This is a genomic window from Streptomyces sp. NPDC058279, assembly GCF_042881255.1.
GTDB lineage: Bacteria > Actinomycetota > Actinomycetes > Streptomycetales > Streptomycetaceae > Streptomyces.
On record NZ_JBHVYA010000005.1, the window covers coordinates 302,904 to 329,513 of the forward strand.

Consider the following 26,610-nt stretch of genomic DNA (forward strand, 5'->3'; position numbering starts at 1 on the left):
CTGAAACGGTTCCAATTAGAAGTCAGTCTATCGGAGACAGTCATGAGTGGAGAAGGGGAGTCGGGTGTATCAAGTGCAGTCACTATGCTTATCGTTACCCATTTGACTAGATTTCCAGATCCGGCTCGATCCCCTCCCGGTCGCCCCTGGGCTCATAGTCGACCGACTCGATGATGCTCCGCGTGTTCGGATCGCGGCGCTGGTTCACGACCTTGTCGTGCGACTCCTCGAACCGCTGCTGCGCCGCCACGCGGTGGGCCGCATCGAGCTTCGCGCCGATGTTGCGCTCTCCGAACTCCATCATCGAACTCAGTGCCGACGTCGCGCCCTGCCGGAGCGCGCTGACGTTCGACTTGTTCTGTGCCCGCTGCTGCTCCCATCGGCTCCGATCTTCCGGTGTGACGTAGCCGAACATCCGGGCGAAGCGCGATCCGAACCTGACCTGCTGTCCCTCGTTCTGTTCCTGGTTCATGCCCCCTCCTCCTGCTCCTTGTTCGTGTTCTCGGATCGCGCTCAGGTGGGCTGGAAGTCCTCGGAGTCGGCCTCAGCGTTCGGGTCGTCGTTCTGCGCGCCGGCCTCCTGCTCGGCCGACGGACCCGTAGGGCGCGACCGCGGCTTGAGCCGCTGCTCCTCGAAGAAGGCCCCGGGGTCGTCGACCGCCGTCTGCAGTGTCTGCTGCCAGTTCTCTCCGAGGCTCCGCTTCAGCTGAGCCTCCAGATCCGGGTACTTCTCGTTCACTGCCTCCATCGCGTCGACGTAGGCGTTGGAGTAGACCCGCTGCTGCTCCTCGGGTGGCAGACCGTCGATGTCCATGCTCGCGATCATCACCTCGGACTGGTCCAGGCGGTGCTGGAGCATGTCGGGCAGCCCGCTGGTGTCCAGACCCTGTTTCCGCGCCGCGAAGCCGACCAGGTAGCCGAGCATGTTGCCCCCGTAGGCCTCTTGGTCGCCGCGGCCCAGCGCGTCGAGAAGCGAGGTCTTCATCGTCTCGGCGAGCTGAACCTGGTGGGCGTCCGCGTCCATGGGGCGGCGCAGTGTGAACATCCCGTCCTCGGGCAGACGCCGGCCCAACTGGTCGTCGAACTCCCCGCTCCAAACCGTGTGGACCCGGTCGGAGCCGGCGATCTGCTCCTCGTGTGCGGGGGCCTTGACGATCCGTCCGTGGGCCACGCCGTTGAACATCGTGCGCAGCTCGGGCTCGTACTCCATCCGCTCGCCGATGATCCTTCGGGCGCGCTGGACGACCTCCCGGCGCTCCAGGCCGTCTTCGCTCATCTGCTCGTGCAGCCGCTTGCGCAGCGCCCGGTAGCCATCGCGGATCAGGCCGACGTCCGCGCCCGGCTCACGCATCTTCCAGAAGGCGTTCTCCATGAGCGCGACCTCGGTCATGGCTGCCGAGTCCGTGGTGAACATCTCCCGGTGGCCGCGCTCACGATGCTGCATGGCGTCGAAGCGATCGCGCCACTTCTTCGACAGGTGGTCACGCGGATCCGTGCTGCCGATCAGGCGCTCGCGCCGGGCGTCGCTCGGCAGGTCCTTGAAGATCCTCTGCCGGTGCGTGATGCCGCTCTGGGCAAAGGCCACCATGCCACGGGTCCTGGTGTCGATGCGCTCCTGGATCTTGTCCTTGAGGGGTTGTAGGTAGCTGTCCATCTCCTTCTTGAAATCCGGGGCGAGCATCCGCATCGTCATCACCATGCCGACCGCCTGGATGATCGAGTTGGCATTCACTCCGCGCGAGAGCGGCTTGAGACACGACTGCATCATCATCTGCATGTAGACGTGGTGCATGACGCCGAGATCCCGCGTCCGCTCCTCGTCGGTGAAGCCGGGCACCAACAGCTTCGAGTCCCGCAGCGAGGCCATGTACTTCTCGCAGGCCAGCCGCGTCTCCGCCCTGAGTTTGAGTAGCTGCTCGCGCTGATCCAGGCCCTCTCTCTCGTCCTCGGCCCGGTCGACGTCGATCCCGTGCACGCGGTCACGGTCGGCCATCCGCTTCCGGGTCTTCTCACCGAAGAACTCGCGGGCACGGTCCCGGAGCCGCTCACGCCAGGCGCGCGCACCGTCTGCGTCCTGCGGCCCCGGATCGTCGATCACCTCGGCGTCGATCGGCTCTTCCGAGCGCGAGTCCCAGTGGGCATAGGTGTTGCCCCTCGGCTCACCGGTCTGAAGCCGATCATCGCCAACCGGAAGCACCTTGATCGCGCGCCGTCGGCCCGCGGGTCCTGTTCCCAGTTCCTTGTGCTGTGCCATCTCAGTACCCCATCCCGTAGTCGCCGTCGTTGACTTCGGGCTGATCGATCTCGATGCTCGGCGTGTAGACCGGGCGCCTCGCGCCCACGCCCACGGCATGCGCGGAGCGGCGATGCGAGCCGCGGGTGCGGGACGCCGCCGCGTCTGGAGAGATCACGTCGCGCTTGACCACCGAGTCATCGACAGCGATCACGGCGTGGTCCAGGCTGTGCCTCTCGGTGGAGCCCAGCTGATCGAGCTGCCACGACATCTGCACCCGAGCCTTCAGAGCCGCCGAGGACGCGAACTGCTCGTTCTTCTCGCCGTCATAGACGCTCTCACGGTTCTTGGCCGCCTCGACCAGATCGGCGAACGCGCCGCCGTAGGCCATCCGGTCCATCACGGTGCCCCGCAGCGACACATCTTCTTCCAAGTTGCGGATGAGCCCGGTCGTCGGGTCCTCCAGCGCAACGGCCACGCGGGCCACATACTCCGGGTTGACCGTGACTCCGAAGCCCTCCTTGGACTCGTAGAACTCGATGAACTGCTTCTCCCACTCCTCGGCCGTAGCCTGGACGGGCTCACCGTCCATGAATGCCGTGCGCCACTGGCCCGGGCCGACATGTTCGATGCTGCGGCCCCTCCAGAGATCACGGCCGGGGCCCTGGAGCATCGCGTACTTGTGCCGGGCCTCGGCAGCGTCGTGCTTCGCCTGCAGGATCGACTGGGTCACCGGGTAGGTGACCTCCAGGACGGCCTTGAGATCCTCGCCGCGCAGCGCGCGCACGGCGCGCTGGCTGAACGAGCCACCCAAGCCGGTGCCGTGGGACTTGATCGCCGTGGCGAACATCGAGGCTTCCTGGTCGGATTGGGTGATGCCGGGCGTGCCCTGTGCATCGCCCAGGTTCCGGGCGTAGTCGGTGAGCTTCTTCTCGTTCCCCTTGGCGCCGGTCTTGACACAGACCTCGTGGATGCTCCGCAGGTGTGCCTCGCGATCCGAGAACGTCAGTGCCGCACCGAACTCGCCACGCTGCGCCTGGCGGTACAGCCCGCTCAGATCCTCCGTCACGATCTGCTGGGCGAGTTTGATGTCCTCCGGCGAATCCGAACCCGTGATTGCCCGCAGCCGGAGCCGGTTCGCCTCGCTCCGCGAACTCTCCAACTCATCAGCCATTCCAGCGTTCTTGGAGAGCGCGACCTGGGTGTCCAGCGACACCTGCATGGCCAGCGGGTGTGAACCATCGCCCTTGACCACTCCGGTGTCCAACAGGTTGGCCGGCACCGACAGCTTTGCCAGGGCCTCAGCCTTGGCTGCCTCGCTGTGCAGCTTCACCACGGCGACGGCATCACCGTCGAAATCGCCGTCAAAGCAAGCGTCCATTACCGGGTTGATCGCGGCGCCGGTGAGCCGGTCGTCGATCGCGACCCGCATGTAGCGCACACCGGCGTCACGGAGCACCGGGTCACGCCACACCAGCGCGTGGTCGCCCTCGGCAAGCCCCAACTTCGCAGCCTTGACCGAGCTGAGCGCAACTTGGTCGACGTCCAGCCGTGGGTCTGCGGTCCACACCATCGTCGCCGAGTCGGTGAGCCGTGAGGACATCAGCCCGGTCTTGAAGATGTTGCTCTTGCCTGTCAGCACTCGGTTCTGGACGTCGGTCGTGATCGCTTCGAAGGCGCGCTGCGCGCGCGAGACCGATTCGCTCATGTCGCGACGCACCTCGGCGCGCTTCTCGGCGGACAGACCCTGGCCGTCCAGCTGCTCGGCCATGTAGCGGTAGCGGCAGGCCTCCACGAAGACGTCCTGGTAGCTGCGGGTGTAGTCGTGCATGACGGAGGACCCATCCTCGAACTCCTGACCACTGCGCAGATGCGAGGACATCACCGGCAGCTTCCACGAGCTCGCGCTCACCGTCTCGGTCTGCTCACCAGTCGGATACGTGAGCGGGAACGGGATCTCCATGTCGCCGCCGCGGTCGCCAATGAGGTCGCCGAAGGACTTGCGCATCGCCGTGGTATTCAGTCCGGGAAGCTGGCCCGCCTTGCGCGGCTGCGTGCGCAGCAAGTCGGGCATCGGGACGAACCGACGCTCGGTACGCTCGTCGAGGCCCTCGGCCTGGCCGATCACGCGCAGCGTGCCGTCAGCGTCCATGTCCATGCCGGTGACCAGCAGGTACTCGCGCAGGCTCGACTCGGCCCCGCTGTTGTGGCCGTAGAACTCGCGCATGATCGCCGGGCAGTCCTGGGACTGCAGCGCCCAGGCCAGCTGAGCGGAGGCCTTACGGCCCTTGCCGGCACGCACCTGCTCGTCGTCGTAGATCTTCGTCTTCTCGTCGACGGCCATATGGGTGACCACGAAGCGCATCTCGCCCAGGGCACTCGGCCGCAGTTCTCCGTTGGGCGAGCGCAGATCGGAGACGTTCCCGCTCATCAGCTCGCGCGCCGAGCCCGCGTTGCGTCGGGAGATGAGGCTGAACGGACTCATCACCACGTCCAGACCCGGGTTGGCCCGGAACCAGTTGACCTCTTCGACAACGGCCTGCTGCTGCGCGTCGTGCAGAGGCATGTCCCGGTCGACGATCAGCGAGATCACGCCCTTGTTGCCGTGCAGATCCGAGATCTTGTCGCCCACGACGAGATCGCGCTCCCGACCGCCGGCCCCGCGGATGCGGTGGCGCCCGGCGAATTCCTTAGACACCACGATCGGGTCATCAGCCGTCCAGCCGCCGAAGGTCATCAGCGCCGTCTTCGCCGGCGCGGTGACCTCAGAGGACTGCATGATCGTCGAGGCCGTCATCTGCTGACGGTCGAACGGGTCGTACCGCAGCGTCTCGAGCTCGGGTAGAGCCATGAGCGGCGCACGCTGTCCGGCCACGCTCTCGTCGCCCGGCACGATACGACCATCGCTGTCGACCCGGGCCTGAGTGGTCAGGTACCGCACGATGCCCTGGTTGGTCGCGCCTCCCGTCATCACCGGGTCGAAGTAGCCACTGGGCGCGGCCACGTTGTTCCGGTCCTTGCCGGTGAGCACCGCCATGTTCCGCCCGCCGGTGAGACGCCAGGCGTCGAAGCGGTTGTCATCAGCCGGGTCGGTTCGGTCGCGCTGGGCCCTGTACTCGGCGTAGACGGTCGAGCCGGCCTTGATCTCGTTGGCGTAGCGCACACGGCGCGCTTCGGTCTGCAGGATCGCTGCCGTCCACTCCTCCAGGTGTGCCTTGATCTCGCCGGTGGACTCGTCCCGCTGGTACGTGGTGGCGCGCTCGATGTAGTCGATCGGGTGCTTGGTGCCGTAAAGCTGTGAGTAGACCGTGTTGAGCGAGGAGGGCTCGCCGGTCTCGCTCCGCCCGGTGATGACGTCACCGGCGATCTGGTACTGGATGCGCTCGTGCATGAGCTGCTCGTAGCCGCGCAGGCGCGTGCGCTCCTCGACCGAGGTCGGAGCCTCGCCCGGAGTCTGGGCCGTGATCGTGGCTTCGTAGCCGGGCACGATCAGGGCGTTCTGCCCGCCGGCGAAGGCGGTGGTGATCTCGCCGTACTCGCCGACATCGAAGACCTGGCCGATCTCACCCGAGATCGGAGTTCCCTTGCCGTCACGGCGAAGCTTCTCGCCACTCCAGCGAATGACGCCGTGAGCGTCGACCAGGATTTCGGAGACCGTCGCCGCGTTGCGCTCGATGCTCTCGCGCACGGTGACCCCGATACGCCGCATGAACGCGGATTCGTGATCGGTGATCGGCACGGAACGCTCGGCGTTGAAGCGGACGAGTCGGTCCTTGAACCGGGTCGTCTGGAAGGTCGAGCCCATTATCTCGTCAGGGGAGATCTCGCAACGACGAAGCGCTGAGGCGAGGTTGTCGAGGTTCGACCACTGCCCGGTGGGGCTGGTCATGTATCGCGCCACCCGCTCCGGGTTGAAGCGCTGATCGACCCACTCGCCGTCGACGTCATGGGGCTCCGCCTCCCAGGTCCCGATGAGTTCGAAGGGAACGTCCTCAGCGTGCTGTCGGACCTTGTCCACGGCGGTGCCGCCGTAGACAAGGTTGCCCATCTCGGGCGCCTCCTCGGCCTGCAGCTCGCCGATCCCCTCCAGCCGTTCCTGGTACATCTCTTCGGTCGCACCCGGGCGCAGCAGTTCGCTGTGCGCGCCTGTGAGCACGTCCCAGTACGAGCGCTGGATCGCAGCGACCTCGGAGTCAGCCGAGTACTCCGGCGGTTCGATCGCATCCAGCTGTCCGCCGGTTCGCTCCAGCTCCGTCTCGGCACGAGCAATGAGATCCTCGACGCCGAGGGCTGCCCGCAGGTTCTCCCGAGCGCTCTCGACGGCGGTCTTCGCATAGGCCGCGGCCGACTCGGTGTCGAGGAAAAAGGCCGGCAGTGAGCGGTTCTTCGCGTCCCGGCGCAGCATCACCTTCGAGCCGGGCCGAGGGCCGGACTCACCGGGGGCCACGTAGTCGCCGACCACGAACATCGACTCACGGTCGACGTGGTAGCTGTCGGGCACGTCCACCACCATGCGGCCACGGCCGGGCTCCTGGTGTGTCGCGCCGGTCTCGCCGGCGGCGCGCCCCGGAAGATCGGTACGCTCGACGCGGTGTCCCTGGGCGAAGCGCAGTAGTTGGACGGCCTCCGCCGGCGAGGGAGAGTAGACCGCCATGCCGCCGGGAACCCGGTGGTTCGTCGAGTAGCGCAGCACGGTGCCGTTGTCGTATATCCGAGCTCCGGCGTACTCCTCCTGGCGTGTGTCGATGAGGCGGATCTCCATGCCGGTCCCAGCGATCTTCGCCTTGATCTGACCTGGCTCGCGGTCGCGCATCACCGCGTAGGACACGCCCTGGGCCTTCAGCTCTTCGAGCAGTGCTGCCGAGCGCGCCACGGCGCGCCGGGACATGAAGCGGTTGCCGTCGACGCGGTTCGTCTGCGGGTTCCGGCCGCCGTCGATGACCCACTCGCGCACCTGGTCGTACTCCTGCCGGCTCATCTTGTCCATGAGCGCGGTGAGTCCCGCGGCGTCGTCGTTCGTCATCGCGCGGCCTGCCTCGAACGGCCGGCCATTGTCGTCGACCCGCCAGAGCACCATGTTTCCGCGCCGCGGATCGGCCAGGGTCTCCACCTCGCCGCCGGCCACGCGTCCGATCGTCTCGTCCGGCAGGTACAGCAGCGCGGTTCCGGCGCGCTTCACGGTCGCGCGTTCGGACCAGTCGGGGTCATAGGGGCTGATCGGCAGCCGGGCCGACTGCGAGTCGACCTGGGCACCGACACCGGTGACGCGGGTGAACTCCCGCTGCAGCTGCTGATAGCGCTCGTTCTGCGGGGAATGATCACCGAACTGCGGCTCGTAGTCGGACACCTTCTCCTCGAACGCCTGGTCGATCGCGGAGAGGCAGTCCGCGATGCCCAGCCGGGGGTCGGCCAGTGCGGTGCCCCGCCGGCCGAGGATCTCGTCGACTCGGGCGCGGATCGCCTTGGCCTGGGAGATCGGAATGACCTGTCCGGCCTGCACCCGGGCCTGCTCGACTGCCTTGTAGTAGACGTACTCGTAGAAGTACTTCCGCAGTCCACGTGCCTTCTTCATAGTCAATCAGCTTCCTGTGGATGCTCCGGGTTGCGTAGAGCCTACATCGCCTATCGAAAGAGAGTGGAAGGCTATTTGAAAGGTCAGTGCCGAGGCTGTCTCTCTTGGGTGAGAGATGGCCTCGGCACTGGTTGTGATCCTTGTCCGACCCCAAGTGGCCGTCAGCTACTTCGAGTTCATCTCGATGGCCATCGCCCTGTCGAACCGGCCGTCGGCCAGCACCTCCCAGCTCGGCAGCGAGGCCAGGTACTGGTAGAAGGCCGAGTAGACCTTCACCGTCGCCAGCGACTTCAGGTCCTCCTCGGTGACGTCCTCCTCCGCGAACACCCGCGAGCCCTCGTCCTTCACGTGGCCGTTGATCCGGCGGGCGGCCTTGGCGTACGCGTCCGAGCGGATCTGGCTGATGTAGGTCTGAGACCCATCGGCGCTGCGCAGTTCGCCGTCGCCGCCGACCGAGAAGTGCTCGCGATCCCGTTCCAACTCGGTCTGCGCGGACTTGTAAGCCTCGGCGATCTCGATGTCCAGGCTTTTGACCTTTGCCGAGCCGTCGGGATTGACCAGCATCTCCTTGCTGATCGTCCCCTCCGCGTAGAGCAGACGCTGCCGCTCGACGCTGACCGCCTGACTCTCGGCGACTGCGACACCGACCTCGACGTTTTCGATGAACTGGTCCTCGTCGAACATGCTCATCCCCTCGTACTCGTCGGGGTCGACGACCACCGGAGCGTTGGGGGCCTGGCCCTCGTCCACCGTGGTCATCGTCGTGATGACCTCCATGACCTCGTCGGCGTAGACATCCGGGTCCAGGCGCTCGATGTCGACCTCCCGGTAGCCGTAGATCTCCTTGTACTGCGCCTTCGCGTCCGCGGCCTTGACCGCCTGCCGCATGCGCTTCTCCAGCATCTTCACGAAGTCCGGCTGATTCATCCGCACGTCGAAGTCCATGGCACTGGACAGCGTCGGGATCGTCTGCAGTGAGTACGTGTGCCCCGGGTGCTTGATCGTGTCCCCCAGTAGCCGGACCGACATCGGCAGGATCGTCTGGTTGCGGTTCCAGATCGGCGCATCGCCGGCCCGGAAGACGATCGAGTTGCGCGGCGAGAGGAAGGCCATGTCGTTGTAGCTGATCAGCGGCTCTTCCTTGGTGCTCATCGTGTAGGAGACCCGGCCCTCGGTCTTGCCGCCGATGACCTTGTCGAGATCCTGGCTGATCTGCTTGCTGTCTCGGTACGACCGGTGAGTCTTGCCGCTCATCTTCTCCAGCGTCTCGATCATCGAGTCGTCCGTGGACTTCAAGAAGACGATGTTCGAGGTGTTGCCCTGCACGATCTTGTCGACGCTCTCGCCGTAGACGTCGCGCAGTTGCTGCAGGGTCTGCAGGATGAGCGTGAACTGCTGCTCCTGGCCCAGGCCGATGGAGAGCATCGTCGCGAAGCCGTCGATGCCCTTGCCCTCCGACTGCAGGTTGCCGAGCTCGTCGAGCATGAACCGCGTGCGGTAGAGCGGCTTCTGGTTCGACTTCGTCATGTACGACTGGTCGGCGCTCACGTCGAACAGCTGCTTGACCAAAATCAGGATCAGTTTCGCGTACTTCATCAGGTGAGGCGGAGTCACCAGGAACAGCGCCTTCGGGGACTCGGAGTAGCGAGACAGTTTCTGCGTGATCGCCCGTGCCTGATACGAGACCTTCTCCGGGTTGCCGCCGCCGGAGAAGTCGAGTCGCGTGTCCGGGTAGAGCGTGTCCCCGGCCTGGAACGACAGGATCTTCCCGTCCCGAGTGCCACCCTCGCGCACCGGCTTCAGCTCGCGCATCACGCCGTTCTTCACGATCTTCTTGCAAGTCACCGGCTCGACCACGTAGTGCCGGCCATTGAGCGAGACCTGGTGGGTCTTCGTGAAGCTGAAGTAGAAGGTGCGCAGCAGCATCTTCGTCTGTGGGTTGACCAGCTCCAGCTTGAGCCAGGCTTCGTTGCCAGGGAACTTGCCCTTGAAGTTGTACCGGGCCCAACCTTCGCGGCCGACGATCTCCTCGTGCTCGAAGTCCTCGCCGAGGTTCTTGGTGAACATTGGGTCGGCGTAGGCCGACCACACGGCCTGCTGACCGACGAGGTGGTCGCGCTTGACGTAGTTCGGCGCAAAGCGCACGCCGAGGCGACGCGGGAAGCTCAGGCCGGCCAGGTCGGTGTTCTGCGACGGCTTGCCCGAGGTGAGCGTCGAGATCGTGGGGTCGGTGAAGAACGACATGGCGGTGATCGCGATGCCGTACACCGAGGCGAGCATCTTCTCTGCGCCGGCCATCGAGCGCAGCGCGTTGTGGGCGTTGCCCACCATCGTGCGCATGTTGTTGCGGGGCAGCGCTTCGCTCGCGTTGAAGTACAGGCTGAGCATGTCCTGATCGGCCTTGCCTTCCCACATGAAGGCCTGGGCCGCAGCCTTCTCCTGCTCCTCGGCCAGGGCGTCCGCGTTGTTCTCGAACTCGCCGGCCTTGACCCGCTTCTGCAGTTCGGCCTCAGGGTTCTTGATCTTCTTCGAGCTCATCTGCACGAAGAGCTGGTAGCAGTTGTAGAGCGTGACCTTGCCCCAGAGGTCATCGAGCTTCTGCTCGAGCAGCGCCGGGTCCATGTTCAGCACGGCTGCGGCGCTGCGCAGCTCCCGTTCCTCTTCCAGGTAGAAGTCGATGAGTCCGTAGGCCGCGCGCTTGAAGGCGTTGTTGGCGGCATTGGGCCAGACCGGGTCCTCGCCGCCGTCGAGCGGAAAGAAGATCCCGGCGATGTTCTCCACATACAGTGCGCACTTGGTGAAGTTGCCTTCACGCGCTGCGTCGGCCGCCAGCCCCAGGGGGTTGTAGATGTCGGTCTTCATGGAGTTGATCAGGTTGAACTGCACCGGTTCGAACCCCCGTGTGACTAGGGGCACGTAGTTCTTCACCAGCAGCTCGCCCTTGGGGTCGTTGATGACCATGTTCGAGGGCTTCTTCTCTCGCGACCACATGTCGATGACCGGCTCGATGTACGTCTGGCCCTTACCGGCTCGGGTAATGGCCAGCACCATGGTGTTCACCGGCGCGGTATCGACTACGTACGCCCCGGCAGGGCGCTGGACCTCGTACTCCGGGAACGTCCAGTCCTCCTTGATCAGGGCAGCGACGGTCTTGTACGTGTCCGATCCGAAGCCGAGTTTGTCCCGGTTCTTGCCGTCAGGGTTGTATGGGATGCGTGTGGCGTCGTACTTCTGCCGCAGGGTCTTGTCATCGGGGAGGCCGGAAGCCTCGAACAGCTCGTCGCCGAAGACTTCGTCGATGATCGGCAGGGTCTGCGTCAGCGGACTGCCTTCGTCGTCGTCCATGACCTCGCCGGCGTAATAGACGAGGTTCCCCTCCTCATCGGTGACGTCCTCCTTGGCGCGCTGGGCGACCTCGACGGTGCCCAGACCCTTCTGCCTGAGCATCATGTGGCTGAGCATCGAGCTGACCTGCACGCTCGAGTGAGCACCGGCGTCAGGGAACCAGTCGTAGTTCTGCTGGATCTCTTCCGGCAGAGCGATGTGCTGGTCGTTCTGGTACTGGTTGATGTCGCTCGTGGTGTTCATCAGGTTCGCCGCGGCGACCCGCCGCGAGAACCATGTGCCGATCATGAGGGCGACCATCAGACCCGAGCCGAGCGTGATGAAGAGCTTGAACCCCGAGACGTCGGCCAGCTGCTCTCCGACCGTCGTCGCGCTCTTCTTGGGCTCAGCCCGCCCGCCGGCGCCGAGCTTGCCGTCCTTCGCCGCGGTGTACCAGATGGGGACCGGAACAGCCTCAGCGCTGGGGTGGCACTTCGCCTTCACGTCCGGGTTGCCGTCCTGGGTCAGGGGTCGGTAACACTTCACGACCGAGCCGCCCGCACCCGTCGTGGTGTCCTGAACGTAGTACGCACTCGGCTTGTCGCTGCCGCTGCCGGACACACCCGAGCCCACGAACACGCCCACCGAGAGCACCGCCGCGGCGATGAGCGAGTAGAAGACCCAGGCAACGACCGTCACCAGCACCCCGGTAATCACCGCGACGACGATGCCCGGTCTGGTCGACCTCAGGGTCAGGAACTTGCTGCGGTCCAACTGCTGGTTGTCGTAGACGTCTCGGTTCGTCAGCGTCTCGCCGGGCGTCCGCGCCGAGATCTTCTCCCAGCTGCTCGCCTTCGGCCGTGCCGCCTTCCGCCTGTTCGTGGCCATCGTGATTCCTTATCTCGAGCCTCGCTCATTTCGCTGTCCCGCTGTCCAGCGCGCCCGGCTGCGCAGACGACGACGGCGCACGGGGAACGCGCCCCATGCGCCGTCAGATCACCCCGTCGGTCATGACCGGATCGCTCAACGGATCCAGACCACCCCGACGATGAAGCCGGCCACACCCATCAGGAGCGAGAGCGTGACGATCATGACGACGAGGATCTTGTTCGAGCGGCTCTGGATCTCGGAAGCCCGCGCCAGCTCGTTGGCGTAGGCCTCCTTGTCGGCCTGCATCTCCGTCAGGCGTGCTTCGTACCGCCTGGCCACTGAATCCTCGACCGTCGACAGCTGCTTGAGCAGGTCGGTGACCCGCGTCACCTGGAAGTTGGTCTTCTCCTTCTCCAGGTTGAGGTTGTGCTGCCACTCGGCGTCCCGAGTCGTCATCTGCGTGATGGCGTCCTTGCGGTTGCGTTCGAGATCGTCCTCCATTCGGCGGATCCGGTCGGCGTGCTCAGAGCGCACCGATTCCAGGAGGTCCTGCTGTTCCCGGCGCAGGATGCCGATCTCGTCCGTGGTCCGCTGGTGCTCGGCCAGCGCCTCGAACTGGGCGATGTCGGCCTTGCGGTTGTCGTCGACGATTCGCTGGATCTCGGACTTCCACTGGCTCAGGCGCTCTTCCTCGGCCGCCAGGTACTCCGACTGTCGCTCGGCCAGCACCTCGAATATCCGCGTCTGCCCGGTCTGCATCTTCAGCGTTGCGTCCGACCGCCGGACCCGCAGGATTTCCTGCTGGTTGTGCGCGTGGGTATCCTCGATGTCCCGCTCGATCTGGGCGACGGAGTCAATCTGCTCGCGCTCCATCCGCGAGCGGTTGCGCTCCTTGTACTGCAGCTCCGCCGAAAGCGCCGCCTGCTGGGCCACCTTGGTGGCCTGCGCCTCATATTCCTTGGCGATCTCCGCCCGGCGGGCTCGGACCTTTTCCTCCCTCTCTGCCTGCCGCTGCTGGTGCTCAGCCTCAGCCGCGTCCTTCAACAGCTTGTACCGGGAGCCCTCGCGGTCGGTGGCCACCGCACGGATGACCTGCTCGGTGTGCGCCGACATGAGGTTGACGTAGAGCGCACGCAGCTCGACCTCGTGCGCGGAACGGAGCTGCATCAAGTCTGCGTTGGCCTGCCGGTTGAGCTGGGCGACCTGGTCCCCGAGCCACTCGGTCGCTCCCTCGGGCACGGCGATCTGTACGACCGGTGCGCCGATGGCGAAGGTCGCGTCGAACTCGTCAAGCCGGACGTCCAAGTCCAGCTCGTCGGAGAGGAATCGGCGGGCGATGACGTCGCGTACCTGGGCCTGATCCGCCAACAGCACGGCGTCGTCGGCCTCCTGGTGGTCGCCTTCGATGCCGTAGCCGGTGTCGGTCTCGTCGAAGCCCTCGTAGTCGGTCACCTCGTCGCCGTCGTGGTCCGGCTCCGACTCGACCGAAGCGGTGCCCACGTCGTCCCCGCCGAACAGGGGTGCGTCCACCCCTTCATCGTCGTGGACGACGTCGCTGAAACGCGGCTCGTCGTCCAGGCCCTCGTCAGCCCCCTCGTCACCGGGGATCTCATCGAAGATCGCATCCCCCTCGTCCTCATCGAGGAGCGCCGGGGCGGGGTCGGCGGTCCCAGCCTCGGCGACCAGGCCGCTGTGTTCGTCCCACGCCTTCTTTCCCACGGCTTCTTCGAGGGTCCTGACACCTGCAGCGACGAAGCGCGCCTCTGCGAAGGTCGCATCGTTCACCAGATCGACGAGCAGATCGCCGCCGGGCTTCTGCCACACGACGGCCCAGGCGTAGGTGGCACCGGTGAGCAGCGAGTACTCCTCCATGCGCGCGAGGGTCTCGGCGGTGGGGATGATGCCGAAGACTTCCTCTTCGAGCATCTCTGCCGTGGCCACCGTGCGGATCTGGTCGGAGCTGATGAGCTCGATGATCGAGCCCTTCGCCTCGTCCCGGCCGTGCCGCGTACTCAGGCCGCCGATCTCCTCGGCAGCAAGCACGAGCATCACCCAGGCCGTGCCGCTGGGAAAGACGAACGGAGTGTTCGACCGCAGCAACTCGACGGCTGCCGGGATCGCCGTCTCTCTCACAACGGAGGCCAGAAGCTCGTTGGGCTTCTTCTTCCGTTCCTTCTTCTGGCGGACCGCCGCCGCTCCCAGAATGCCCATTGATGCCGATCCCCTCGCCAAAAGAACACAGTCCGCCTAGTTTACGAGCATCCTATCGTCGCCTTGTCGGAGTAAGCAACAATAGGGTGTTGAATGGCTATCGACTCATTAGTCGACTAGGTCCCGCCGGTCTTGACCGACTCATCGCACCGCACTGACCTCGATGTAGGCATCGGAACTCAGCAGGTTCTTGTCGTCGCTGACCAAGTCGCCGACGACGTCGATGCGGATCCGTCGCTCCGAGGGGTGCTCGTTGAGGAAGGTCGCCACCGCGGTGGTGACCTCGTCGGTCAGCCTCGCCACGGCCGCACGCGCGCCGCCGGCATCGGAGTCGGTGTCACCCTTGTCCTCGATGAGGTACTGCAGCACCCTCGCATCGACGTCGACCCGCACGTTGTGCTTGATGAACACCTCCTGCACCATCTGCCGCAGCTTCTTCCGCACGATCTTCTGCTGCGTCGGCAGCGACAGCGGCTGGAAGGGTACGATCGCGTCGATGCGGCCCAGCAGCTCGGGCGGGAACCGGTTGTCGCCCGTCGTCGAGGAGATGGAGCGGCGGATCAGCTTCTCGTACTCCATGAGCTGTTTGCCCGAGCCGGTGTCGTCGGCGGCGTACTGCGAGATGCTCTTGTAGATCTCCGTGCCGGCGTTCGTCGTCAGAACGATGTACGTGTTGAGGAAGCTCACTTCGCGGTTGTTGTCGTCGTTGAGCCGGCCGTCGTCGAGCACCTGTAGCAGCACGCGCGTGACCATCGCCGAGGCCTTCTCGACCTCGTCGAAAAGCAACACGGCGTGGGAGAGGTCCCACACCCGCTTGGTGAGTTCGGAGCGGAAGGCCGCGAATGACGAGTCCTCGGCGTACTCCGTCATGTCGAAACGGATCAGGTGCCGCTGGTCATCGCCGAACAGCAGCTTCGCCAGCTGCTTGGTGAGTTCGGTTTTGCCGACACCAGTGGAGCCCGTGAACAGCAGGCTCGCCATTGGCTTTCCCTTGTCGTTGAGGTCCGCCACCGCCAGCTGTAGGCGACGTGCCACCGCGCTGGTCGCCCATTCCTGGCTGAACACCTTCTCGTCCAGCTGCTTCTTGATCTTCGCGCCGTCGACCTTGAAGGCCACGTTGACGTTCAGGGTCTCCATGAGCACGTCCGAGAGCAGGTCCCGGTCCATCGGCCGGTGCGTCAGGCGAGACCAGCCGACCATGGAGTCGAGCACGAGGATCGACTTGCGCGGTTGAGCGCTGGCCGGCATGTAGCGCTGGGTGTACTCGTAGATCTGCCGGAAGATGTGGTCGTCGTAGAACTCGTCAGCCACGCCATATCGTTCGGCCATGCCCTGCAGAATCTTGATGGTCGTCGACTGGTCGGGCGGGTTCAGGTTGATGCGTTGCAGTCGCTCGACGAGCGGCTGGTTCGGCGAGATGTGCTTGTGGAACTCCTCGTAGGTTGTCGCCGCGATGATCCTTATGCCGCGGGTTCCCGATGCGGCGAGGACCGGCTTGATCGCCTCGACGGCGGCGTCGGAGAGCTGAGCGATCTGGTGGAACTCGTCGATGAAGAGGACCAGTTCGTGCTGCTCGTTTCTGACGAAGTCCTCGGCCTCGTCGAAGAAGCCCTTGAGAATCGCGGCCATGTTCTCGGCGGTGCCCGCCTCGGAGATCATGCGCGCTGGGTCCACTTCCAGGTAGAGGCGTTCCTTGTCCACCAGCATCGTGGCCTGGACCAGGGCCGTCTTGCCTGTGCCGGCCTCGGCCAACAGGAGCGCGTTGCACAGCTCGGGGCGGCTCAGTGAGGCCAGCAGCTGTGTCGTCTCGTGCTCGCGGCCGACGATGTCGCGCTCGGCCTTCTTCAGCGGCTCCGAGAGTTTGGACAGGAGCCGGTAGCGCTCGTTGAGCTGCACCTCTTGAAACATGCCACACAAGACCTCTCGACAGGGCTGACGATTCGACTGTAAAACCAGTCGAAACCTATCATGAGTAGCACCCAATAGGGCGCTCAATGGAGGGCTGGAAGGGTCCGTGAGAACATTCGGAGATGGGTCTTGGATCGGAGGCGGCCGCGCGATCAGTGCTCGACGTCTCGTAGTCGTGGGTCGTGCACTCCAGGAGTCAGGCGATCGACTTGCGTCCGGATGCGTGCGCTCGCGCGCTGACGGTTTCGGTGGTGCGAGCTGACCGGCGGGCAGGCGCCCCCGTGTAGCCGAAAGGCCCCTGGATGTCATTCCAGGGGCCTTTCGAGGGCTTGACTCGGCCTCGACCTTGGTCTCAGCCGACCGTCGGCTGGTCGACCTCGACCTCGGCTGCCTGCTCCCGCTCGGTCTCGGGAGCCGAAGCCTGGGCCTGTGACTCCTTGGCCGCGGCCCGGGCCTTGCGGGCTGCGCGCATGGAGGCCAATTGGTTGTCCAGCGTTTTGCTGTCGACCTTGAACTCGGAGGCCTCGACGGACTTGGTGTTGACCACCAGGCCGGTGCCGCGCGTCGCGGGCATCACATTGCCCTTGAAGCCGTAGATGGTGCCGACCTCGTTGCCGTCCTTGTCCAGGATCGGCTCGGTGTTCGGCCCCGCGGCCCTGGCGATCTCCTCCATCTGACCGGTGGAGTACGGGGCGCCGTTGTTGTAGCGGACCTTGCCGTCCTCGCCCTGAACCCGATCGGACTTCAGATGCAGGTTCGTTTGCTTCGGGCCGCGCAGATCTCGAGCGTCAAGCTGGATGTCGGCGTACTGGGACTTGCCATTGCTGGTGAAGCCCTTCTTGTAGGCTATCGCGATGAGGTTGACTCCGGTCATCGCGCCCGGGCCCTTGAGAAGTGCCATGATCTCTTCCCTCCACTTGTTCCGACTGTCATCTGACAGGCGGCCGCGATCAGTCACATCGCCCGAACAAGACGTAACCAGCCTGTCTAGTCACGCTCAAAAGCGGTTGAGATGGACGGCTGATGCGAGTCGAATGCCATCTCGGCGTCTGCTGTGGTCACAGCCCGATCGACTCGGGCCTGGACCCGCACGACCAGGCCGGCGTCCAGCGAGGAAGCCTTGGACCGCCGCATCCGCTCGGCCTGCCCGCGCCCGGCGCGCAGCTCCGCGATTCGGGAACGCAACATGAGCGAGCCGGATCCCTGGCCCGTCTGCTGGGACGTCAGCTCCCGGGAGACCCGTGTCATCGCCGCGACATCGTTCACCGGCAGATCGGGAATCGCCTCTGCCTGACCGGACTGGTCCAGGTAGTCCATCGCCGCCAGCAGCAGCCGTCGGCGATCCCTGGCCGTCTCGACGAAGGCCTGGTGTGCGCGCGGCCCGATTCGGACGTCGGTGACGAAGTCGTAGCCCAGGTGATGTAGATCCAAGCCCTTGACCTCGTCGAAGTCATACGTCGTACCGACGACGACCTTGAAGTCCGTGCTGACCGCGTCCGTCTCCGTACTCGCCCGACCCTCGGCGCTCGACCCCACGCGCAGCACCAGGCCGGAGGAAGCGAGATCGGCCCGGAGGCCGTCCAACTTCTGGTCATAGGACTGCTTCATCGTCCGAATGCGCGCGTCCAGCACCGCCCGGCCGCGCTCGCCCTCGGTCAGGAGCCTGCCGCCGGGCTGATCGTAGATCGTCCGGCCCAGATTCTCGGCCTCCTCGGAGTCTTTCATCCGCTGCAGAGAGGCATCCGCGCGCAGGGCCATGAGCGAGAGCAGCCGCCGGCCGTAAGCCGCCACGTCCTGCTGCTGCTCGTGCCATGCGCCCGCATCCCCGACGAAGGGTAGGAAGTGCCGGTACTTGCTCATCAGCCTCCAGTGGTAGCCCTCCTCGAAGCGATAGAAGTCGTAGAGCGGGCGCGAATCCTCGGCGGCCACCCCGGCCCTATCGGCCTGTTCCCACTGGTGGGTGAGATCGCGATAGACCCCGACCTTCTCCCGGTGATGCCGTAGACGTGAGGCGTAGCTGCGCAGCCGGAAGCCGAAGGAGACCAGATCAGCTTCCGTGTTCTCGTGGTCCACCTGACGATCTGCAGCCAGCGCCGCCATCTGCTGGTAGTCCATCCCCATGACTTCGAGCATCGGCGTGCGCACTCGCAGTTCCGACTCCGGCATGGCCCGAAGCATCTGGTAGATGCCGTTGACGGCGCGCTCCGTGATCTGCGTACGTCCCCGCTCGACCAGCTTCTGCCATTCCTCCGTGCTCAGAGACTCGTTCGCGCGGCGCTCGTTGGCGTAGTCGACGATGCGCTCCATGGCCTCGGGCATCGGGGACCCAGCACGTTCGAGCTGCTCCTTCACGAGCTCGGTCACCAGCTGGTTCGCCTTGCGCATGCGAGCGTCGTTCGAGCCGGCGCGCCAAAGCGTTCGGTCCCCAGGCAGGCAGGCGAGCAGAAACTGCGGCAGAGACTCGGCACGGATTCGCTCGTGCGCCCACCGCTTGATGAAGGTGGTGACGTTGCGCCGCTCGTAGCCGACGGCGCTGGAGAGGTGAGCCACCGCCTGCTTCTGGTCGAGCCAGGTGTCGACGCCGCGGCGGAGCCGGGACTTGTGCCGGTCCAGTAGCTTGCCGCGCTGCGTGCCGTTCTTCGTCACCTGGCCCCGGCCGCCGTCGACCATGGCCAGGTGGCAGTGCACGTGCTCGGTATCGACCTGGATGACCCCCACGTACCGCAGGTCGTCGAAGCCGCTGGTGCCCGAGCCCATCCGCTCCAGGCCGTACATGATCGCCATGCGCAGCTTCATCTGATCGATGTGGCCGCGGTAGTCACCGCGGGCTTCGCAGCGGAAGTCATCGTCGATGATCTTTTGCTTCCGCAGGTACTCCTCGTCGAAAGACAGCACGGTCTTCAACACGGTGTGCCCAGCGTCGAAGTAGTGCTGGATGTCCTTGCCGGCCGCCTTGAGCTGTTCGTCCGAGAGCGAGACCGAGCCGTAGCCGAAGGCTACGCCGCCGTTGCCTTGGGCCTGGCGCATCTCGTGCTTCGTCGCACCCCGCGAGATGCCGACGCGCTCGACGGCGGACTCCCGGGCCGTGTAGCGCAGGATGAAGTCGTCGGTGCGCAGACGCTGGATCGGAGCCAGTGACTCCGTCGCCTGCGCGCGGGCCATGTACCGGGTGACGTAGTCGCCCGGCGTCGCGCCGCGCGATCCCTTGCCGCCGGGCAGCGGCACGCTGAACTCATTCACGATCACGATGTCCTGCTTCAGGCCCATCGTCGCTCTCCTTCCTGTCTCGCTACCGATGCACTACGGCCCCGGCTGGTGTCAGCCAGCTCCCGGGGCCGCGCACGTCATGCCTGATCCGTCCTCAGGAGCCCAAGCTCTGCTCGTCGTCAACGCCGAAGTCCAGGTCGGCTGCACGCTGGGCCACCTGGAGCTTGCGCTCGTCCAGGCTCGGGACGGGCTTGACCTCACGTCGGCGTGTCTCCTCCTCCAGGTCGGGGTCCAGGTTCAGGTCGCGCTGCGCCTCACGGGTCGGGACCGAGGAAGCGGACGGCACCTCCTGCTCTTCAGCCCTGTGTAGTGGTGCAGCCACGCGCTCCCGGTAGAGGTTCTCCGTGGTGCCTTCGGTGCTCGCACGCTCGGTCTTGTACTGCTCCCGTTCGGCGGCGATCTCCGCCTCGATCTGCCGCAAGCGTGTGTTCATGCCGTCAGCGACCGGCGCTGCCTCAGGGGCGGGCGCTCCGACGGCCTGCTTGGTCTCGGTGTCCAGGCCCAGCTCGTCCTCGGTGAACAGCGGGTTGATCACGTCCGAGCGCGACTTCAGCCCACGTGCATCGACCACGGCCTCGGCCCGCGGGACGCCGTTCCTGGATTGGTCGGCGAAGTAGCCGGCGAGGTCATAGCCGCTGGACTCGAGATCGATCTCCAAGCCCCCGATGCCGTGGATCTGGGTGAAGACCACGGGCACATCGCCTTCGATCTGCACCTCCGACGGAGCGAGGACGAGCACGTCCGCCGTGGCCGGCAACTCCCACTCGATCCCAGTGACCTGCTCGGGCACGGTGAAGCCACTCGTGAAGTATCCCTTGCCGGCCAGCACCACCAGCTGCTGGTCGTCGAACTCGTAGAAGGCGTCCACCCTCTCGCCCTGGCCGGGGGAGTAGGTCACCTGGGAGATACCGAACGGCAGGGCCTCGGCAGGGGTGACCGAGCGCAGCTCGCCCGTCATGTGCAGATACGGACGATAGTTCTCCTCCTTGCCCCGATGCTTGAGGTCGAGCGATTCGACCATGACGCCGAGCTCGGCGACCACCCCCTCCAGCCGGTACGTCTCCACTCCTCGTTCACGCAGGACACGGTGGGCCCATACGTCGTTCATCGTCAGTCCTGCGGTACGCATCACTTGCTCCTCTTGCGGTTGGTCTTGCTCTGGTTGGTGGTCCTGGGCGTGGACTTCGGTGTGACGTCGGCCCCGGTCGCCTCGCCCTGGGCGTCCTGGATCTTCGCGATCATCCGTGTTGCCCAGCGCCACATGCCGCGCATCACGACGATCTCGCCCACGGCGAGCAGTGCGACCAGGAAGAGGAGCGGCATCAGCCACATGGCGATGGTTCCATCCGCGCTGAGCGCACCCCGGGTTGCGCCCGACTGCTGGTGCAGCCATGCGCCCAGCAGCGGGAGGATGACCACGGCCGTGATGCATGCCAGCAGGTAGTCGGCGAGAAGGACGACGGCCCGGAAGAACCCCGCCCACACCACGACAGAGAACCTACCGGCCTGATTCTTCGGAGCCAGGCGCCGCCATCCGGTGCGCAGCTTCGAAGCCTTGTGCTCCTGCTCAGGCTTGGCCGTGGTCTTCCTCGACGCCGCGGCCGTGCTCGTCGGGACAGTCGTCTCGGTCTTCTCCAGGGCCTGAGTCGACATGTTCGTGTCCTTACGTCTCGTAGAGGTCTTTTGGGGTGCGTGCCGAAACGGTGGGCGCTTCGCTCACCCGATCGGCTTGGGGGAGGACTGTTCCTCGCCGGCGCCGACGAGGGCGTCGCGGGTCTTGTCGGAGGCTCGGTAGGCGTCCAGCGACGTCGCCGTGCCGTCCTGAGAGGTGGAGTAAGTGAGGACCACGAACTCGCTCTTGGCAGTGCTGCTCTGCTCCGGTCCAACGCGGACCGGATCGAGACGGGCCACCCCCGTGTAGGAGTAGTTCAGGCCCTGCACCCGACTCACATGAACGTCCAGATCGGCAAGCGCGTACGTCGTCCCAGCGCCCTTCGTGGCTCGGGTCGCAGTCATCCACTCCGGCACGAACTCGGTCAGTACGCGGGACTCGTGGTCGAGGAAGCCGTAGCGCGCGTCGAGTAGCGCCTGCTGGTCCTTGACGGTCCGGCTCGACGCCGAGCTGTCCGTGAGGCCGAGTAGAAGGGACCGGCCCGTCGTCCTGTCACGGTTCACCCGCTCGATGTCCACGCCCCGCAGTTGGGCCAGCAGCGCCGTGTGCTGTGCTGCGAGCTCGGTCCGGGCGTCGCTGAGGTTGCCTTCGAGCTTCTGAACAACCGCGTTGTCCTGGATGTCCGACGCAGCTGAACCGTCGCTGAGCAGGGTGGCTCCGAGTGTGACCACCGAGAGCGCGAGCAGCGCCCCGGTGCCGCCGAGCAGGATTCTCCCGGCGTGCAGGCGCAACTTGTCGTTGATCTCCTCCTTCACGGTGCCCTCACCTCCTGCTCCAGAGCCTCGCCCGTGGCCGTCGTACCGGTCCGGATGTTCACGAACGCGTTGCGGACCAGGTCGTAGTCGGCGCGGGCCCAGGCCAGCACCGCCGGCTTCTCGCCCGCCCCGGTCCTGGTCTCCATCGCCAGCCAGGTCACCGCGATGGTGCCGTCGTCGTTGACCAGGTAAGGCACCTGGCCGGCCCACTCGAAGCCCGAGTCGAAGCTCATTGGGATCCCGACGCCGGCTGGTACGTCCTTGTCGCCGGCGAGCAGGTACCACGGGCCCAGGTCTCCCTGGTGTACCGAGGGGGCAAAGTAGGGGATGAGATTGCGTAGCGTCGACTGAGACGTCGCGGCGTCGAGCTTGCCGCCGTCTGCCGCCACCTTGGGCGTCAGGTAGCGGTAGTCGTTCTGCAGCTTCGCGACTTGACCAGCCGCCCTCAGGGCCGCGGTCAGACCACGCTCGGCGTCGTCGGCCTTCGGTAGCGCCGCGGTCTTCGCCTCGGTGATCCGGAGTTGCTCCCGCAGAGAGGACACCTCCGATACAGCCGTACCGCGCACCGCGCTCTGGCTGTCGGAAATTCCTGCGGAGAGTAGGAAGCACAGCAGTGCGCCGACACCCATGCTCAGGCCGGCCGCAAGGGTGCGCTTGCGCAGGCTGCCCGCGGGCTCCATGCGCTCAGGAGTGTCCGCGCCCTCCTGCGAGGACCCGGACGTCGCGACGAAGCGCGTCTTGCGTACCGCGGACTCGCCCGACTCATCGGTCTGTGTCGACGCCATTGCTCCTCGACTCGCCGTTCGACTCAAATATCAGTCTAACTCTATCAGCGAGACGAGTTAAAAGGGCGTGTGAGTCATTTGGAATGGCGAGTCTCGCCGCTCGCCGGCACGCCGGAGAGGTTCGAGACCTTGCCCTGGGCGTCGACCGTGACGAAGAGGAGCGCGCGCCGGTACGCCGTGACACTGGCTTTGCTCGCCTTGTTCTGGGAGGTCGCGTCGGAGGTGACCTCGACGTCGGCGAGGACGGCGTAGGTGTAGACGCCCGCCTTGGCGTCGATGACCTCCATGTCCGGATCCGCGCCGAGGGCCGAGTTCAGGCCGACCGCGTCGATGTAGTGGTAACGCCGCCCTTGGGAATCCTCGTTGAACCTCGACGGGGGCATGAACGACTTCAGGAACATCTCGTTCTCGGTGAGGTCGAACCGACTCTTCAGCCTCTCGCGCGCAGCCTCGTAGCTCTGCCCCGAGTCCCACGTGAAGATCATCGAGAGCAGCGACTTGATGCGCTCACGGTCGGTGCTCAGCCGACTCTGGCTGACACCCAGCGCCGCCATGACGTCCGCGTTCACCTGCTCGGCACCGCTCTTCCGGACTGCCGCCAGATGTCCCTCGATATCGTTGATCCGGGCTTCCTGCCCAACCAGGGCCGCGTGCCGGCTGCTCCAGGTCACCCCCCCAACCGTCGCGACGACCGCGAGGACCGCTGCCGTCCCCAAGACCGAGAGGTTGCGCCGGAAGAATCCCCGCCGTGCGGGTGCTGCCGTCTGCTCCGTCATCGCTTCCCGCCCGCCTCCTGTGTGCCCGTGCCACCGAGTTCGGGTACTCCGGACCCGGCCGGGATCTTGACCGCCGGGTTCTCGTGCGGAGCCCCAGCGGCGGTTACCACGAGGGCCAAGTGGTCGAAGGCCCCCGCCGTGCCATTGCGTACGTAACGCGCGCTCGCCCAGGCGAGCACCTCGCCGCTCGTCGTGTCCCGGCACAGCCAGATGACCCTTGCCTGGTTCGTCGCGCCGGAGCCGCCCTTCACGCTCAGATCGGGCATCACCGTCTCGACCTTCCATGCGTACGTGCTCGGGGCAGCTGCCTTGTCGCCGTCGTAGCGGATGTACCAGGCGTGGCGCGGATCGATCTCGGTGGTCGCGTCGAACGGCGTCAGCGACGACGTGCTGTACGCCTCCTTGTCACTGACGAGGAAGGAGTCCTTGCCGAACAGCGGCGCCAAGTCCCGTCGGTGCTCGACGATCTCCAGCGCGGCCTGGTTCGGAGCCCCGTTCTTCGGGCTGGGCTGGACATCGGCCTGGTGGTACAACTCGGCGAAGGTCTGCTCACCCGCCGCGACCTTCTTCGCGTCGGCGGCTGCCGCCTCGGCGAGCTTTGACAACTGCGCGCCGACGTCCGCCTTCGCGGGCTTGGACTGGGCATCGTCCAACTGTTGCGTGAGCTGGAGGATCCGGGCCTCGTTGTCCGCTGTGGTCGTCTTGAAGCTCTCGCCGGTCACGCCCGCAGTGATGACCAGGGCGAGGATCCCGGCACTCATCACCGCGGTGACGCCGCGGCGGAGCAGGCGCGCGTTGTCCGCCGGGGCGCGGGCCTGGCCCTTCTCTCGCCGGCGCATCATCCAGCCCGCGAAGCGCTCTTCGAGCTCGACTCCGGTGACCTTCGTGTGCGTCTTCGATACCGCGGGCTTCTCCCCGGGCATCGACTCGCTCTCCTGCTCCGATCCGATGCCCTCGGACTCGTCAGGGGTTGTCGTCACGGAACGCTCCTCACTCCGCGTTGTTCTCATAAACGACTGAAGCCTATATCAAAAGCCATTCACGGCCGAGTGTGAATCCATTCAGTAAGAGCGTCGAAGGTGGAACCGGCGCGCTGACCTGACTCGGACACGAAGAAGCCGGTGCCCGGATCGCCGAGCACCGGCGTCTTCCTCCCAGGTCAGATGCTGCGCATCAGGCCGTTTTGATCTTGTCGGAGGTGAGCATCGCATCCGACATGTCCACGAACTTCCAGCCTGCGGCAGCCATCCGCGCCGCGCTGTCGACGCGGACCCGGCCCATGTAGGCGCAGTAGCCGGCCTCACCGAGGATGACCTTGTCCCCCTGGACGCCGAGCACCACGAGGGTGTGGCCGACGGAAGTGGATCCCGGCCCGGACCCGACCGAGTAGGGGACGGGGGTCGACTGCATCGTCTTGCCGGTCTCCTTCGCGATCGTGTAGGCCGTCTCCTTGCCATCACCGGCCGGGTAGGCCTGGAACGTCGTGTATTTGTTCACGAAGTAGGTTGAGAAGCTCACGCAGTTCATCGCGTGGTTGTCGCCGCAGGAACCGGGGCCGCCGCCCGGACCGTACCGGTCGTCGAGGAACTTGTCGCCCTCCTTGTTGAAGAGGTCGACGAGGGCCTGGGCCTCCTCTTGCGTCATCCCGCCGTCCTTCGGCGAGACGGAACCGCCGGCCGTGGAGGCGCAGTTTCCCAGGATCGTGTCGATCCCGTTCGATATGTTGTCGATGATCCCGCCGACGATGTCCTCGACGCCACCGACGATCGAGCTGTCGACCGACCAGCCGCTCATCTTGCCGAACCACATCTCGGCGTTGTCGCCTCGTACAGCGAGCCCGGCCGCGCCGTCGGCGGAGCGCTCCCAGTTCTCGTGAAAGTGCAGCGCCGCCGTACGCGGCGAGCCCTGCGACTTCCTGAGCATGTCCTTGAAGACCGCAACGTCGCCCGGGCCGTCACCATCGACCATGAAGGCCAACTGGGCCTTGATCGTGAACCAGTCGACGCCCTTGCGCTGCGCGTACTGGCGCAGCAGCGTGTTGCGGCCGAACGTCCACTGCCCAAGGCCGATACCGTTGTCCGTGTTCTGCGCGGCGCCGGCCTTCGCGGCGGTCATGGCATACGTCCCCGTCGGAAAGTTCTGCACACTCGTCGGGTCGATCCCGGACTCCTGCGACCAGTTCCCGAGGATGCCCGCGATGTTCGCCTTCGGCATCCCCCAACTGCTGAGTACCGAGTAGATCTCCTTGGCGTTCTTCTCCACGTTCGCCGGGACTGTGGCACCGGAACCGTTGCCGACGTTATCCGCGTTGACGACGCACGCCGCCCTGTTCGCGTTGATGCTGCCCTCGGTCAACGCCGTCGAGTTGAGGACACCGGTCAGGATCGTGCCCAGCAGGGCCACGGTGGCGGTCATCGCGACCGCACCCGACAGCGCTGCCGCTACAGGGACCATCGTCGCAGTGACGGTGAAGCCCAGGACCGCGCCGGCCCCCTTGGCTAGGAAGCTGCCGATCGCCATGAACGGTGCGGCGATCGCATGACCAACCGCCTTGAGGATGTTGACAAAGAGAGTCCACAGCAGCTTCCCGGCGTTGACGGCCATCGCCATGGCTGCGAAGAACATGGACTTGAGCCAGTTCAGTAAGGCCATGGCCATGACCAGGCCTATGGCCGGCGGAACAGCAGACGCACCACCGCCGATGGCGACGCCCTTGGCCGCCTTCGCGCCCAGGCCCTCGTCGTCCTTCGTCGCACCGCGCTGGTAGCCCGTGCCGCCGACACCCAGCTCGCGCTGGTCCGCCGGCTTGGCGTCCGGGCTGCCGCCGGTGGCCTTGGACACGCCTTTGACCGTGTCCTGGGCACCCTCGACAGCGAGGTTCTTCGCTGCGCCAACGGCGGCTCCCGGAAGCCCGCCGGCCTGTGCGCCGGCCACGGCACCGGAGACAGCAGCTCCCGCGTAACGCCCGACGTTACGACGGGTCGCGCTGCTGCCGTCTCCTTCGATCGCCTTCTGGGTCGCGCCTCCGGCCAGGTTCCCGGCGACGCCGTCCATACCCTGCTTGATCGTCGCCCCGGCGTTCGCGGCCCCGGCTGTCTTGCCTGCGGTGTCTGCACTGTCCGGTACCTTCGACCCGGCCTCCGCCATCTTCGGTCGCGCGGTGTTCGCCGTGCCGGATGGGTCAGAAGGACCGGAAGGACGAGAAGGACCGGAAGGAACAGGAGGACCAGGAGGGCCG

The 26,610-nt window shown here is 65.8% G+C and carries 15 protein-coding genes; all 15 read right to left on the bottom strand.

Features of this window, described 5'->3' with window-relative positions:
* Positions 1-106: 106 nt before the first annotated feature.
* Complete coding sequence (locus ACFVXJ_RS13290) at positions 107-472, bottom strand: hypothetical protein (RefSeq protein WP_389661816.1); 366 nt, start codon at positions 470-472, stop codon at positions 107-109.
* 41 nt (positions 473-513) lie between these two features.
* A complete protein-coding gene (locus ACFVXJ_RS13295) occupies positions 514-2,253 on the bottom strand; it encodes a hypothetical protein (RefSeq protein WP_389661817.1) in 1,740 nt (579 codons plus the stop codon).
* Position 2,254: 1 nt separating this feature from the next.
* Positions 2,255-7,804 carry a hypothetical protein gene (locus ACFVXJ_RS13300; protein WP_389661818.1) on the bottom strand — a complete coding sequence of 1,850 codons (5,550 nt, stop codon included), beginning with the start codon at positions 7,802-7,804 and terminating at the stop codon, positions 2,255-2,257.
* Positions 7,805-7,969: 165 nt separating this feature from the next.
* The gene (locus ACFVXJ_RS13305; protein WP_389661819.1) at positions 7,970-12,016 is read right to left on the bottom strand and encodes a type IV secretory system conjugative DNA transfer family protein; all 4,047 of its coding nucleotides are present in this window, start codon (positions 12,014-12,016) and stop codon (positions 7,970-7,972) included.
* Positions 12,017-12,151: 135 nt separating this feature from the next.
* Positions 12,152-14,209, bottom strand: coding sequence for a hypothetical protein (locus ACFVXJ_RS13310; protein WP_389661820.1), 2,058 nt, complete (start codon positions 14,207-14,209; stop codon positions 12,152-12,154).
* 141 nt (positions 14,210-14,350) lie between these two features.
* Complete coding sequence (locus ACFVXJ_RS13315; RefSeq protein ID WP_389661821.1) at positions 14,351-16,105, bottom strand: AAA family ATPase; 1,755 nt, start codon at positions 16,103-16,105, stop codon at positions 14,351-14,353.
* A gap of 364 nt (positions 16,106-16,469) precedes the next feature.
* A complete protein-coding gene (locus ACFVXJ_RS13320; protein ID WP_389661822.1) occupies positions 16,470-17,018 on the bottom strand; it encodes a hypothetical protein in 549 nt (182 codons plus the stop codon).
* A gap of 86 nt (positions 17,019-17,104) precedes the next feature.
* Positions 17,105-19,384, bottom strand: coding sequence for a relaxase MobL (mobL, locus tag ACFVXJ_RS13325; protein WP_389661823.1), 2,280 nt, complete (start codon positions 19,382-19,384; stop codon positions 17,105-17,107).
* Between the two features lie 94 nt (positions 19,385-19,478).
* Positions 19,479-20,513 (bottom strand): hypothetical protein, encoded by a 1,035-nt coding sequence (locus ACFVXJ_RS13330; protein WP_389661824.1) that lies wholly within the window; start codon positions 20,511-20,513, stop codon positions 19,479-19,481.
* On the bottom strand, positions 20,513-21,037 hold the full coding sequence (locus ACFVXJ_RS13335; protein ID WP_389661825.1) for a hypothetical protein: 525 nt from the start codon (positions 21,035-21,037) through the stop codon (positions 20,513-20,515). Before ACFVXJ_RS13335 ends, ACFVXJ_RS13330 begins: the two co-directional genes overlap by 1 nt.
* 63 nt (positions 21,038-21,100) lie before the next feature.
* Positions 21,101-21,811 (bottom strand): hypothetical protein, encoded by a 711-nt coding sequence (locus ACFVXJ_RS13340; protein WP_389661826.1) that lies wholly within the window; start codon positions 21,809-21,811, stop codon positions 21,101-21,103.
* Positions 21,808-22,596: a hypothetical protein gene (locus ACFVXJ_RS13345; RefSeq protein ID WP_389661827.1), complete on the bottom strand. Its 789-nt coding sequence runs from the start codon at positions 22,594-22,596 to the stop codon at positions 21,808-21,810. Before ACFVXJ_RS13345 ends, ACFVXJ_RS13340 begins: the two co-directional genes overlap by 4 nt.
* 74 nt (positions 22,597-22,670) lie before the next feature.
* Positions 22,671-23,372 carry a hypothetical protein gene (locus ACFVXJ_RS13350; RefSeq protein WP_389661828.1) on the bottom strand — a complete coding sequence of 234 codons (702 nt, stop codon included), beginning with the start codon at positions 23,370-23,372 and terminating at the stop codon, positions 22,671-22,673.
* Positions 23,369-24,352 (bottom strand): hypothetical protein, encoded by a 984-nt coding sequence (locus tag ACFVXJ_RS13355; RefSeq protein ID WP_389661829.1) that lies wholly within the window; start codon positions 24,350-24,352, stop codon positions 23,369-23,371. The genes ACFVXJ_RS13350 and ACFVXJ_RS13355 overlap by 4 nt, the downstream gene beginning before the upstream one ends.
* 193 nt (positions 24,353-24,545) lie before the next feature.
* On the bottom strand, positions 24,546-26,519 hold the full coding sequence (locus tag ACFVXJ_RS13360; protein WP_389661830.1) for a phage tail tip lysozyme: 1,974 nt from the start codon (positions 26,517-26,519) through the stop codon (positions 24,546-24,548).
* Between the last annotated feature and the right edge of the window lie 91 nt (positions 26,520-26,610).